At 58.5% G+C, this 13,445-nt stretch carries 10 protein-coding genes; 5 read left to right on the top strand and 5 right to left on the bottom strand.

Annotation, left to right across the window (positions count from 1 at the left end):
* Positions 1-210 precede the first annotated feature (210 nt).
* A complete protein-coding gene (locus LZP73_RS02890) occupies positions 211-879 on the bottom strand; it encodes a glutathione S-transferase family protein (RefSeq protein ID WP_234232976.1) in 669 nt (222 codons plus the stop codon).
* A 150-nt stretch (positions 880-1,029) separates the two neighbouring features.
* Positions 1,030-2,295, bottom strand: coding sequence for an MFS transporter (locus tag LZP73_RS02885; RefSeq protein WP_234232975.1), 1,266 nt, complete (start codon positions 2,293-2,295; stop codon positions 1,030-1,032).
* A gap of 129 nt (positions 2,296-2,424) precedes the next feature.
* On the opposite strand from LZP73_RS02885, the gene LZP73_RS02880 reads away from it, so the two are divergent.
* The gene (locus tag LZP73_RS02880) at positions 2,425-4,761 is read left to right on the top strand and encodes a glycoside hydrolase family 65 protein (protein WP_234232974.1); all 2,337 of its coding nucleotides are present in this window, start codon (positions 2,425-2,427) and stop codon (positions 4,759-4,761) included.
* A 33-nt stretch (positions 4,762-4,794) separates the two neighbouring features.
* Positions 4,795-5,460 (top strand): beta-phosphoglucomutase, encoded by a 666-nt coding sequence (gene pgmB, locus LZP73_RS02875; RefSeq protein WP_234232973.1) that lies wholly within the window; start codon positions 4,795-4,797, stop codon positions 5,458-5,460.
* A gap of 167 nt (positions 5,461-5,627) precedes the next feature.
* Here the strand turns inward: pgmB and LZP73_RS02870 are convergent, their stop codons facing one another.
* Positions 5,628-6,641 (bottom strand): LacI family DNA-binding transcriptional regulator, encoded by a 1,014-nt coding sequence (locus tag LZP73_RS02870; protein WP_234232972.1) that lies wholly within the window; start codon positions 6,639-6,641, stop codon positions 5,628-5,630.
* 384 nt (positions 6,642-7,025) lie between these two features.
* Here LZP73_RS02870 and LZP73_RS02865 point away from each other — a divergent pair, with 384 nt between their 5' ends.
* Positions 7,026-9,233: a TonB-dependent receptor gene (locus LZP73_RS02865; RefSeq protein WP_442800713.1), complete on the top strand. Its 2,208-nt coding sequence runs from the start codon at positions 7,026-7,028 to the stop codon at positions 9,231-9,233.
* A 131-nt stretch (positions 9,234-9,364) separates the two neighbouring features.
* Here LZP73_RS02865 and LZP73_RS02860 read toward each other — a convergent pair whose 3' ends face one another.
* Both LZP73_RS02860 and LZP73_RS02855 read right to left on the bottom strand, forming a co-directional pair.
* A complete protein-coding gene (locus tag LZP73_RS02860; RefSeq protein ID WP_234232970.1) occupies positions 9,365-10,624 on the bottom strand; it encodes a dicarboxylate/amino acid:cation symporter in 1,260 nt (419 codons plus the stop codon).
* A 215-nt stretch (positions 10,625-10,839) separates the two neighbouring features.
* Positions 10,840-11,520 (bottom strand): DUF2461 domain-containing protein, encoded by a 681-nt coding sequence (locus LZP73_RS02855; protein WP_234232969.1) that lies wholly within the window; start codon positions 11,518-11,520, stop codon positions 10,840-10,842.
* Positions 11,521-11,752: 232 nt separating this feature from the next.
* Here LZP73_RS02855 and LZP73_RS02850 point away from each other — a divergent pair, with 232 nt between their 5' ends.
* Together LZP73_RS02850 and LZP73_RS02845 are read left to right on the top strand one after the other, a co-directional pair.
* The gene (locus LZP73_RS02850) at positions 11,753-12,247 is read left to right on the top strand and encodes a MarR family winged helix-turn-helix transcriptional regulator (protein WP_234232968.1); all 495 of its coding nucleotides are present in this window, start codon (positions 11,753-11,755) and stop codon (positions 12,245-12,247) included.
* Positions 12,248-12,427: 180 nt separating this feature from the next.
* Complete coding sequence (locus LZP73_RS02845; RefSeq protein ID WP_234232967.1) at positions 12,428-13,441, top strand: succinylglutamate desuccinylase/aspartoacylase family protein; 1,014 nt, start codon at positions 12,428-12,430, stop codon at positions 13,439-13,441.
* Positions 13,442-13,445: the final 4 nt, after the last annotated feature.

Genomic DNA, 13,445 nt, shown 5'->3' with positions numbered 1-13,445 from the left:
CGCTGATAAAATCCGGCCCCAAGTGTAACATTTATCCCAGGCAGCCAGCCATCGGCTTGTCCCGGTTTATGCGGCTTGGGTTCATGCAGCTTGGGTTTATGCGCCTTGGGTGTATGCGCCTTGGGTGTATGGGCGAACAGGCAGACGCCAATGCAAGGCCTCATGACGATACTCATAACGAGGCCTGGGCCGCGCCGTCTCGGGGACTGGCTACTCGGTCACCATCTTGAAGATCTGCCTGGCCTTGTCCTCATCGCTCATCTCGGTCGATGGCGGGATGGTTATGCCTTTCTGGCAGGCGGGCCGCTGTGCCAGTTCATCGAGCCAGCGTTGCAGGTGTGGCAAACCCGTTATCTCTATGCCGCTCCAGTCGTAGCCGCGCACCCAGGGCCAGCTGGCCATGTCGGCTATGCTGTACTCGTCGCCGGCCAGGTACCTATGCTTGGCCAGCTGGGTATCCATCACCTCGAACAGGCGACGGCCTTCATGTTGGTAGCGCGCGATGGCGGCCGGGATCTTTTCCGGGAAATAGCGATAGAAGACGTTCGCCTGGCCCATCATGGGGCCGACGGCGCTCATCTGGAACATCAGCCACTGGATCACCCGTGAGCGCTGTTTGGGATCTTGGGGCAGAAACTGGCCGGTTTTCTCGGCCAGATACAGCAAGATGGCGCCGGACTCGAATACCGCGAAGTCGTCGTTGTCTGTGTCTATTATCGCCGGAATGCGGCCGTTGGGGTTGATGGCAAGAAATTCGGGCCGCTTCTGCTCGCCCTCAGAGAGCGCCAGATGATGCACCCTATATTCCAGGCCCATTTCCTCCAGGGCGATGGAAATCTTGAAACCGTTGGGCGTTGCGGCCGTGTATAACTCTATCATGCTACCTCCTTGGTTTTACTGGCATAAGGCCCGGATGCCGGTTTGGCTCCCGGCCCGGGCACTGCGGATTTCAGCTGCATCGCCAGCATATCAGATACGCCAATAAATCACAGATGCAGCTGAACTGCATACGGGTAGCCATACGGCTATTCATGCGGATAGCAGCGGCTCGGCAGGGGTGAGCTGACGTTTGAAGCCTCTGAGGGTTAGCGCCAGCACCGCCATGGGCAACAACATGAAGTAGAAGGCGCTCTGGCCGTCGAAATGGTCGAAGATCAAACCTGTGATCAGGCTGCCGAGGGTCCCTCCCAGGGCGGAGAAGATCACTATCAGCCCTGTCATGGGGGCATGCCTGTGTCTTGGCAAGGCGCTCAACACCGCCGAGTTTATGGCCGGATAAATGGGGGACATGAACATGCCCAGCATGGGCAGGATGAAGGCGGCGGCGGGGACCTGGTGCCATTGGGTGATCTGCGCCTCGGGGGCCAGGGTTGCCACCGCGGGCAGTATGAGCAACAGCAGGCTGGCCATGGCGGCAATGCAGCCCATCAGCAGGGGGTACCAATGCACCCGGCGCAGGATAAGCCCGGCCGAGAGGCGCCCCAGGGCGAGACAGGCGGCGAAGATACTGGTGATCTGCACACTGATACCGGCCGACAGGTGCAGTACCTGGTTGTTGAAGGTCGGCAGCCAGCTGCCGACCCCTTGTTCGATCAAGACATAGAAGAAGGCCGCCGTCACGAAGGTCAGCACGAAGGGCAGGGTCGTCAGCTTCAGCATCTTGCTGAAATTGCCCCTGTCTTCCCGGCTGTTTTCCGACCGGGTCTCCCGGGCGATCGGGGTGCTTAGCAGGAGCAGCAGATTCGCCAGGGCCAGGGCGGCGAGCACCCAATAGACGGTTAACCAAGCCTGGGGGTGCTGCTCCCCCTGGATGAATAGCCCGAACAGCCAGTAGCCGCCGAGCACCCCCAACATGAAGCAGCCTTCGAGCAGATTCATGTTGGCCGCATGGATTTTTGCGGTGGCGGAAATTTGCCCGAGCAGGGAATAGGTGGAGATCTTCACCAGGGCGAAACTGGTCCCCACGGCCAGAAACAACAGCTTGGTCATCAGGAAGCCGGGTAACAGGGGCATCAGGGCGCAGGCCAGGGTGACAGTCGACATGCCGAGCGCCAGGGCAGCTTTGTAACCGAATCTGGGAAGGTATGAGGCAACCAGGAATGACACCAGGGCGATGGGGATGTCTTTAAAACCTTCCAGCACACTGGCGCCGCTCTTGCTGACGTCGAAGCTGCTGATCACTTGTAAGATCACTGTACCCACGCTGTTCAGCAGCATGGCGAAGATGACATAAGTGGTGATAAGACAGAGCATAATTCTGCCGCTGTGACTCATGTTCTGATGCTCGGCTCGCATATCACTTTCCTGAATGTGATGAAGTTGTCACATGGATTTTACATAGATACAAAATTAATGCAATCGATTGCAAAAACTGTATTATAGTCCGCAAGCATGAAATCCAACCTTAGGCTATGAGTGAGTACTATGCATTCGACTATCGATCCGAGTCGTCCTGATACCGGGACATTATGGCGTTTATCCGAAGATCTGCGCCACAGGCCCAACCCGCGTCTTTCCGAGACCCTGTTCTCCCAAGCCAATGGCTATATCGGCCTGCGCGGCACCCTGGAAGGCTTGGAAGAATCGACGCCTGAGCGCTGCGAGGGGGTATACCTCAATGGCGTCTACAGCCGTGAACCTATCCCCTATGGTGAGACCGCCTACGGTTTTGCCACCCATAATCATAAGTTGTTGCAGGTGCCCAGTTGTAAGCTCATAGCACTCCAGCTGCACGCAGGCGACTACCAGAGCCTGGAAGACAGCCGCGAATTGGACATGGCCACAGGCATAGTGAGCCGGCAACAGCGGCTGTCGCACCCACAGACGGGGCGGCTGGAGATCACCACAGAGCGTCTGGTGTCGCTGGCACACCCTGAACTGGTATGCATCAAGATGCGCATCAGCGCCACCGAGGGGGAGCATGCCCTCAGCCTGCTGGCCGGCATGGACTGCATCTATGGTTCCAGCTCGGATGCTGCCGATCCCAGGGCCGGCAGCCTGTCCATAGCCGCGACCCTCGCCCTCGAGGACTATTGCCAGGACAGCGACAGCATCTCCCTGTATCACAGGGTGGTGGACAGTGATTTTGTGGTCGCCTCCGCCTGTGTGGACCGACTGACCACACAGGCGACACTCGAACATGAGTATTGCAGGCAGAGTGAGCGGCCGGCCAACATCCACCACCTGCAGCTGGCCGAGGGCCAATCCCTGGAACTGGTGCGCTTCGGCTTTTACCATCACGACACCTCCATGGCGGCGCTCAAGGCGCGCCAACAAGAGGACATCTCGGCTTGCCTGGCCCTGTCCTATGAGCAGCATAAGCAGGCGCATATGGCTTGCTTCAGCGAATTCTGGCAGACGGCGCAATTGCAGATAGAAGGCGATGGCCAGACGGAGCAAGGGCTGCTCTTCAGCTTATTCCATCTGTTTCAGTCGACCGGCCGCAACGGCACCAGCGCCATCGCCGCCAAGGGACTCAGTGGCCCAGGCTATGACGGCCATTACTTCTGGGACACCGAGATTTACATCATTCCCTGTCTCACTCTGCTGCAGCCAGAGCTCGCCAAACAGTTGCTTATGTACCGCTTCCATACCCTGAATGCCGCCCGCCAGCGGGCCCGTGAGCTGGCGATTGAGCGAGGCGCCCTCTATGCCTGGCGCACCATAGGCGGCGAGGAGTGCTCGGCCTATTTCCCGGCGGGCACGGCTCAGTACCACATCAACTCTGCGGTCGCCTACGCCATCAAGACCTATTACCAGGCCAGCGATGACTGGGATTTCATCCAGGCCCATGGCGCCGAAATGGTATTGGAAACCGCCAGGGTCTGGCTGGCACTGGGGCACTTCGATGCCGGGCGTGACGGCCAATTCTGCATAGACGGGGTCACGGGACCGGATGAGTATACAGCGCTGGTCAACAATAATTTCTACACCAACTTCATGGCCAGGAAGCATCTGCAATTTGCCTTGAGTCTGGTTGTCGAGTTCATTGAGCGGGCGCCGCAGGCCTGGGAGCGACTGAGGTCGCGCCTGGGGCTGACGCCAGCCGAGCTGGCGGAATGGCGTCTGGCCGCCGACAAGATGTTTTTGCCCTTCGACAGCCGCTTGCAGATCCATGCCCAAGACGACAGTTTCCTGGCCAAGAAACCCTGGGACCTGGCCGGGCATCCCAAGGAGAAGTTGCCGCTGTTGCTGCACTATCACCCGCTGGTGATCTATCGCCACCAGGTGCTGAAACAGGCCGACACTGTGCTGGCCATGTACCTCGCCGACGATGAATTCAGTGTCGAGCAGAAGGCGCGGGATCTGGCCTACTATGAGCCCCTGACCACCCATGATTCGACCCTGTCCAGCTGTATTCACAGCATAGAGTATGCCGAAACCGGCGACTTGCCCAAGGCCTACGACTATTTCCAGGCCTCGGCGCGGATGGACCTGGACAATTTGCATGGCAACAGCGAATACGGCGTACACACGGCCTGCATGGCGGGGGCCTGGAATAGCCTGGTGTTCGGCTTCCTTGGCCTGAGGATGCGCGACTCGGGTCTGCACTTCCATCCCCAGTTGCCGCAGCACTGGCGCGGGATCCATATCAAGCTGCGTTACCGGCGGCGTTTGCTGTCTGTGTCCCTGCAAGCCGGGCAGATAAGCTTCGAGCTGCAAAGCGGTGAGCCCTTGAGCTTCAGCTGTCTGCATAGGGGGCGGCTTCATAACCTGAGCCTGAGCTCGGCAGCGCCTTGCCGGCTCGAGCTGGCCCACTAGTCACGGCGTTTCGACACTAACAGAGAGGTGAACATGCAACCCAGTGTGATTTTCGATTTGGACGGGGTCATCACAGATACGGCCCATTATCATTACCTGGCCTGGAAGGCGCTGGCCGACAGCATAGGTGCGCCCTTCGACGCCGAGGCCAATGAGGCCCTCAAGGGCATAGACAGAATGGCTTCGCTGCGCTGGATAGCGGCCCGTAGCGCCAGGGACTTTTCCGAGGCCGAGCTGACAACCTTAGCGGAGCGCAAGAATGCCCATTACCAGCGGCTCATCGCCGACATGGCGCCGGAGGATGCGTTCCCCGGGGTCCCCGAGCTGCTGCTGGCGTTGCGCCGCAAGGGCTGCCGGATAGGCCTGGCATCTGTGAGCAAGAATGCCGCGTTCGTGCTGGATAAACTCAGGCTCACTGAGCTGTTCGACTATGTGGCCGATGCCGCCAGCATAGTGCGCACCAAGCCGGATCCGGAAATTTTCCTGACGGTGGCGGCGGCGCTCGGCACCCCGCCCTCGGCTTGCGTCGGCATAGAAGATGCCGCCGCCGGGGTCGAGGCGATTCTGGCGGCCAGGATGCCTGCCATAGGGGTCGGCAGCAGCGAGATCCTCGGCAGGGCCAATCTGGTGGTCGCCCACACCCGGGAGATCACCCCTGAGATGATCTTCGCCTTGGCGGCGAGTGTCGCCGAGGGCTAGTCGCCCAGCTCCAGTGCCGGCCCTAGGCCGACGTTTCGGCTCAATGACCTTTAATTGGCTTAGGGCTGTTTACCGGCTCAAGGCTGTTTATTGGCTCAGGGCTGTTTACCGGCTCAGATCCTTCTATTGGCTCAAGGCTGTCTACCGGCTCAGGGCTGTCTATTGGCTCAAGGCTGTTTACGGCTCGAGTCCCGCACCAACAGCCGGGTCTCCAGCAGGGTGGAGGCCACGCTCTGTTTGTTGATCAGCTTGAATAAGGTGTCGACCAGCTGCAGGCCGCCCTCACGTGTGTCCTGGCGTATGCTGCTGAGGGTCGGCTGCATGAAGGCGGCGACCGGGATGTCATCGTAGCCGACGATGGCGATATCCTCGGGGACCCTGAGTTGCTGCTCGGCAAAGGCCCGGATCATTCCCAGCGCTATGCCGTCACTGGCGGCGAAGATGCCATCGAACTCGGTTTTCCCGCCGGCCACCAACGCCTGCGCCGCCTCGAAGCCGCCCTTATAGGTGAAATGGGCGTCGATTGCCTCTTGTGGTGTCAGACCCGCCTGGGTCATGGCCAGGCAATAACCCTGGTATCTGAGTGAAATCTCATAGGACATATGGCCGACGAAGGCGATGTGGCGACAGCCCTGTTGCAGCAGATGCTCTGTGGCCAGCTTGCCGCCGAGGATACAATCTGTGCCCACTGTGGCATAGCTTTGGGTCGGCGAAGGGGCCCCCCAGACGACCACCGGCTTGCTGGTGCTCAGCTGGCGTGCAAATTCGGCTTCGTTGTCCCCCTGACCGAAGACGATCACCCCGTCGGCTCTCTGGGAGTCGAAATAGTGGGTCAGCCAGTCGCTGCCCGAGCCTCTATGGGTCCCCAGCAGCATGTCATAACCCCTGGAGGTGAGTTCGTCGGCTATCACCCCGAGTATGCTGAGGATGAAGGGATCCGAGACCGACTGATCTTCCTGTGAACCTATCAGGAGCACCACGGCTATGGTGTTGGATTTCTGCAACCTGAGACTGCGGGCCGTGGTGTTGATCCTGAAATCATATTCCTTGGCCTTTGCCTGAATGTGCAGGCGGGTCTTCTCGCTGATCAGGTTGCTGTTATTCAGCGCTCTTGAAACTGTGGACTCGGACACGCCGACAATTTTGGCCAGATCCGATAGGGTCATCGCTTTCTTTTGCATTAAAACCTGCTTCACCATGAATTATGTTCGGGCACAGGCATCGCGCCCGGCACTTGGCACCATACTAAGGGGCTTTGGGTCATCACTCCAGTATCTTGCTGAAACAGAGTGATTTTGCGGAATATTTAATCAATTGCTTCATACTCTTTGAGTAAAATCCCGGCAGTCAGATGTTACCTTGGTATTGCAATCGTTTGCATTAAAGTGATTGCAATCGATTGCACAATAACATATCTTCAACATGCACCCGAAACTAAATGCCGGTGCTATGCAAATAATAATTAATGAAAACATATGTGTAACAAGGGGGAGAAGGTGACTAGTCAAAACTTCAAGTTAAGTGCACTGGCAATAGGCCTGGCCGTTGCGGGTTTCAGCACTGGGGTGGTTGCGGCCGAAGTGTCAACGGCGAAGGCCCAGGAAGCCAAGAAGGCCAAAGAATACATAGAGCAGATAGTGGTCACAGGCACGGCCAGCGGCAAGGCCGTCAGAAAAGTGGATGCCAGCTATGCCATCACCACCATAGATGCCGAGTCCATAGAGAGATTGGCGCCCAAGAGCACGGCGGATCTCTTCAAGGCGGTTCCCGGCGTCTGGGCCGAGAGTTCGGGCGGGGTGTCCGGCGCCAACGTCTTCGTGCGCGGTTTTCCCGGTGGCGGCGATGCGCCATTCCTGACGGTGCAGCTGCAGGGCGTGCCCGTGTATCAGCCGTCGACCCTGTCCTTCCTGGAAAACTCCTCCCTGTTCCGTATCGATGAGACAGTGCAATTCATGGATGCCCTGCGCGGTGGCCCCAGCTCAGTGGTGTCCGCCGGTCAGCCTGGGTTGACGACCAACTTCATTCTCAAGGAGGGCGGCGAGGCCACCGAAGGGCGTTTCAAGTACAGCACCTCGGATTATGGCCTGCAGCGTCTGGATGCCGTGGTGAGCGGCCGCCTGGCCGAAGATCTGTATTTCATGGCCGGTGGTTACCTCCAGCAAAGTTCCGGGATCCGCGACGCGGGTTTCAACTCGGAGAAAGGCCGTCAGTTTACCGTCAATATCACCAAGGTGCTGGATAACGGCAAGTTGAATCTCTTCTCGCGGGTAACGGACGATCATGGTGCCTGGTATCTGCCCACTCCTCTGGTCGCCGGTGTCGACAACGGCTACACCCAGCTAGGTCTATTGAATCGTCAGGCGACGATTCAATTTGGCCCGGATGGCGAGCGCAAGGCGATAGATATAGGCGATGGCCGCGGCTGGAAAGGCGCCATCTCGGGCGGCAGCCTGGACCTGGATTTCGACGACGGCTGGAGCCTGGTCGATCGTTTCGCTTACACCTCGGGTGATGCCAACACCCTGGGCCTGGTGCCCAACGGCTCGCCTGTGGCCCTGTCGACCGTGGCAGATAACGGCGTCAGCGCCGTTGGGGCTGCGAGCCAGAAGACCTATGACGGCGATACCCTGGTGCAGCAGCTGGGGCGTTGGGTGGTGCTGAAGCAGATAGAGGCCCTGACCAATGATCTGGCGATCACCAAGAAGTCCGACAATTACCAGGCGACGCTGGGGCTCTATCGCTCCGACTACAGCGCCAAGGATTGGTGGAGCCTGGGGAATCAGGCCTATCATCTGGTGCAGGCCGGGGGGGAAGCCCTGAGCGGCATAGACTGTAACGATAACCAGGACAGTTGCGATTGGAATTACGATATCAACGCCGTCGGCGATGGCAAGACCACTGCCTTCTACGGCGCGTTCGAGTATAAGTTCGGCGAGCGCTGGAGCGCAGATATCGGCCTTCGCAATGAGAATCACCAGATTGACTATACGGTCGATGAGGGATTGGATGGCGGGATCGACCAGACGGTGGCTTACGACCAAACGGATCTCTCCTGGACCGCCGGGGTTAACTGGCAATTTTCCGACGCTGCCGGGGTCTTCCTGCGGGCCAGTGACGGCGCCAAGATGCCCAGCTTCGATGATTTTCGCGATAACTATGATGCCTACAGCGCGGGGGAGGATCTGATCAAAGATGTGACTCAGTATGAGCTGGGCTACAAGTTGGCCCTGGATAACCTCAACCTCTATGCCACTGGATTCTACAATGAGGTCAAAGGCGATACCTTCGTCAGGCAGCCGGGCGCCCCGGCAGAGGTGCTGACCAACGAGGCCTATGGCCTGGAGCTGGATGCGGCCTACTTCAACGACAGCGGCTTCTCCATCAAGATGAATGGCACGCTGCAGCATACGGAGATCACCCAGAGCCCGAGCAACAAGGGGAACCAAGCCCAGCGCCAGCCCAAGTGGCAGATACGTCTGACGCCCAGCTATGATTTCGAGGTGGCGGGACTGGACTCGACCCTGTACGGCACCCTGTCGGCCGTGGGGGATCGTTATGGCAACAACGAAAATAGCGTAGTGCTGGATGGCTATGAGAAGCTGGATATAGGCCTGATAGTGCGCACCGACGGCGGGCTCAAGTTTGAGCTGGGCATGCAGAATGTGACCGACGAGGACGCCTTGACCGAAGGCGATCCCCGCAGTGCGGATGCCGCCAATGGCCGCTATATCATGCCAAGAACCGCGACCTTCAATGTCAGCTATGACTTCTAACTCAAGTTCCGGCTCAGGCAGCTGACCCTGGCTTACCGCCGCCGGCGTTCGAACGCCGGCGGCTTTTTTATGTGCATAGCCTTGGCTGTTGTGGCGTTGACTGTTGTGGTTGCGGAAGCAGGCTCGCCGCATCAGTTAGGATCTTCGAGGATCCCCTTTTCCCCCTCGCTCTTGGCAATGATCACCGCGCCGCAGGCGTCGCTGAAGATGTTCACCGAGGTCCGCAGCATGTCCAGCACCCTATCGGTCACCAGCAACAGGCCTATGGCCTCCAGCGGTAGGCCCACGGCGGATAAGATCACTGCTATGGCCACCAGGCTCGCGGCCGGGATGCCGGCGACCCCGATGGACGTCAGCAGGGCGAGCAGGACTATGGTGAATTGGGTCACGAATCCCAGCTCCAGACCATAGGCCTGGGCGATAAACATGGCCGCCACGCACTCGTACAGAGCGGTGCCATCCATGTTGACCGTGGCCCCCAAGGGCAGGATGAAGCTGGCCGTCTTGCGCGACACGCCGGCCCTATGCTGGACACATTCCATGGTCAAGGGCAGGGTTGCCGAGGAGGAAGCGGTGGAGAAGGCCATCAAGAGGGCGGGTGCCATGGCTTGGAGCTGTTTGCGGCCGCTGAGTCCGGCCAGGAGTTTCAGCAACAGCGGCAAGACGATGAAGGCGTGCAGCAGGAGCGCCAGTATCACGGTAACCAGGAAGATCAGCATGGGCTGGAAGGCGGCAAATCCGGTCGAGCTGATGGTCTTGGCGACCAGGGCAAATACCCCCATGGGGGCGAAGCGCATGATGAACAGGGTGATCAGCACCATGGTATCGGCCGCGCCCTGCCAGAAGCGGCTCAGGGTCTGTTTCCCCTGGGGGTCTATGCGTCCCATGAAGAAGCCGAACAGCAGGCTGAAGAAGATCAGTCCCAGCATCTGGCCTTCGGCCGCCGCGGCCACTATGTTGGTGGGCACCATGCGGATGAAGATGGCTATCATGTCGCCGCCGTCGCGGCCTGTGACTTGCTGCAGCGTCGAGGCGAGCTGCTTTGTGTCTATGCTCAGGTTCAGGCTGGCCCCGGCGGCCTCGCCGTTGATGATGCCGGGTTGGCTGATGTTGACCAGTGTCAGGCCGATGAGAATGGCGCACAGGCTGGTGACTGTGTAATACGCCAGGGTCTTCAAGCCCAAGCGTCCCAGATTGTCCCCGCCGACTAGACCCGCCATGCTGGCGATGATGGATGACATGATCAGCGGCACTATCACCATCTTCAAGGCGTTGAGAAACAGCTCGCCGACGAACTCATAGCCGGCATACAGGCTGCTGCCGGGGGCGGTATTCAGGCCCGCCAGTATCGCCAGGATGAGTGCAATCAAGATTTGCCAGTGGAGTTTCATGGGCCATTCCTGTGACTTATGCCTCTGGGAAAGCGCTTTGGCTCTGGGCCGGGGAGAGCCGGCGGGTTAACCCTGGTGGGCGGCTAGTCTAAGCCTAGTTAACTTGGGGGGGATTTCCAGACATGCCCTGGTGCAGCCCAGGCACTCGCCTGGGCCTGGGTTTCAGTCTCAGTGGCAATTTCAGATGCAGCTTCAGGTGCAGCTTCGGCGTCGACTCAGTAGTCCAACTCGAGTGCAAAACACAGGTAGGCCATGAGCCCATTGCAGTGCCGGAACTGGCGGCTGCAATAGTCGACAAGGTCGGCTCGCAGCAGGGTTGCAGAGTCTATGTTTTTGACTGCGATGAAGTCTTTACGCTTGAGTTCATCCAGCATGGGATGGCTCTTATCGAAGCCCTTGGGTGGCCGTATCAGGCTGTCGCCCGTCATCTCGAAGCCATGTCGGCCCAATTCGGCGAGGGCCTTCCTGTAGGCGTTGGGATTCTCGTCTATGCAGCTGCGAATGGCGTTGAGCGCCTTGGATTCTGGATGCCAGATCCCCGCCGCCAGGAAGCAGCCATCGTTGGCGATATGCAGATACAGCCCAGGGGCATGAACATCCTTGCCCTGGAAGTGACGGAATTGAATGCCGACATTGGTCTTGTAGGGGGTCTTGTCTTTGCTGAAACGGCTATCCCTCTGGGGCCGCATCAGGCTGCCGCCGACTTTCTTGGGGACTGCGGTCAGGCGTGGTGACAGCGCCAGAATGTGCGGTTGCATTTCCTGGATGAAGGCGAGTGCCGGGGTGCGCACCTGGGTTTCGTACTGGGTTTGGTGGGCCTTGAACCAGTCCCTGTCATTGTGTTGTGCCAATTGGTGCAGGAAATCGAAACTGGCCTGGGTAAAAGCTGACGACATCTGTGGCTCCTGGGGAAATACTGACTTTTGTATCACAGGATAGCTGAAAATTCATCGGGTTAACCCTGATAATCTCCAACTTTTCTCCCACAATGCGGCCGAGCGGCTCAGGAGCCCTGGCTGGGTCGATTTTCCTGGCCATGGCTTGCATATGGCCTAAAAGCAGATTGGGCGGTTGAGCTTTGGCATAAAGTGATTAATATATGAAGTATCTTTATATAGAGAAAGAATCATGACGGACAAGGCTGACGATATCGACATCTTGGTCGCCCAATGGCAGCAGCAGGGGGTGAGTGACGACCTGCAGCCCATGGCGATTTTCGGCCGCTTAGCGCGGCTGGCCAAGCATATAGAGGCGGAGATTTTACGTTGTCACAGCGAGCTGGGATTGGGCCAGGGGGAGTTTGATGTGTTGGCGACCCTGAGACGCAATGGCGCACCTTATACCCTGTCGCCTTCGCACTTGTATCAAAGCATGATGTTAAGCTCGGGCGCCATGACCAGCCGCCTCGACAGGCTGGCGCAGAAGGGGCTTATCGAACGCCAACACAGCACGGAAGATCGCCGCGCCGTGCATGTGTCCCTGAGTGACGCGGGCAAGGCGTTGATCGACCGCGCCCTGCCTGTGCATATGGCCCTATTTGAATCTCTGCTGGTCGACATGGGATCAGAGGAGAGGGGGCAACTGAATCTGTTGTTGAAGCAGTGGTTGGGGCATTTCGAATGACAGGTCAGCCGGGTCTGCTGAATATGGGCGCTGCCGTTGCTTGTCGCCCGTGCTCATGACAACGGCTCTCTTGGTTTTTAATGAGCTTGGTTTCTAATGAGCTTGGTTTCTAATGAGCTTGGTTTCGAACGAGGTTAGTATCGAATAAGCCGGCTGCCTTAGGTCAGGCTGGAGTCCAACATGGTTAAGAAGCGCGAACCCTTCGAATTTTCCGGCCACAAGGTGGCGGCCGGCAGCCAGGTGAGTGTCAAGTTGGCCGCCGCCAAGCTGTATACGGATACCCAGCTGGATCTGCATGTGGAAGTCTTCCACGGCACCAGACCTGGGCCGACCCTCCTGGTGTGCGCCGCCATTCACGGTGACGAACTCAATGGCATAGAGGTATGCCGCCTGTTATTGGGGAAGATCAATGCCAAGACATTGAGCGGCACCCTGCTGGTGGTCCCGATAGTCAATGTGTTTGGCTTCATACAACAGTCACGCTACTTGCCCGACCGCCGGGATCTCAACCGATGTTTTCCCGGTTCGGTCAAGGGAGCGCTCGCCAGTCGCCTGGCAAACTTGTTTGCCAGCCAGCTGATAGCCCATGCGACCCACATCATAGATCTGCACACCGGGGCTATCCACAGGGATAACCTGCCGCAGATCCGCTGCGATACCTCGGACGACACCATGTTAACCATGGCCCATGCCTTCGGCTCGCCGGTGATCATGCATTCCAAGGCCCGCCCCGAGTCCATGCGGGGCTATGCTAATTCGAGGGGGATTCCCTGCATACTCTACGAGGCGGGTGAAGCGCTGCGTTTCAGTGACTTGTCGATAAAGTCCGGCCTCAAGGGGGTGACCAATGTGATGCGCAGCCTGGGCATGTTGAAGGGACGGGTGCGCAACAAGAATAATTGCGTCCGGGCCTTGCGCAGTTATTGGGTGCGCAGCGAAGCCGATGGCCTGGTGAATATGAAGCTCAAGTTAGGCCAGAGGGTCAGCAAGGGCTACATAATAGCCAACATAGTCAGCCCCCATGGCGGGGATGCCGTGGCGATAAGGGCGCCGACCGACGGCATCATCATAGGCATAAGCAATATCCCTGTGACCAATGAGGGCGAGGGCATGTTCCATATCGCCCAGTTCGAGGGCGACGAAATCGAGATAGCCAACGAACAGCTGGATGAATTTCTGATGGAGCACTCTTAGCCCA

It is taken from the genome of Shewanella sp. AS16, from assembly GCF_021412365.1.
Taxonomy (GTDB): domain Bacteria; phylum Pseudomonadota; class Gammaproteobacteria; order Enterobacterales; family Shewanellaceae; genus Shewanella; species Shewanella salipaludis.
Note: the sequence above shows the minus strand (reverse complement) of the source record. Positions and strands in the feature narration are given on the sequence as shown.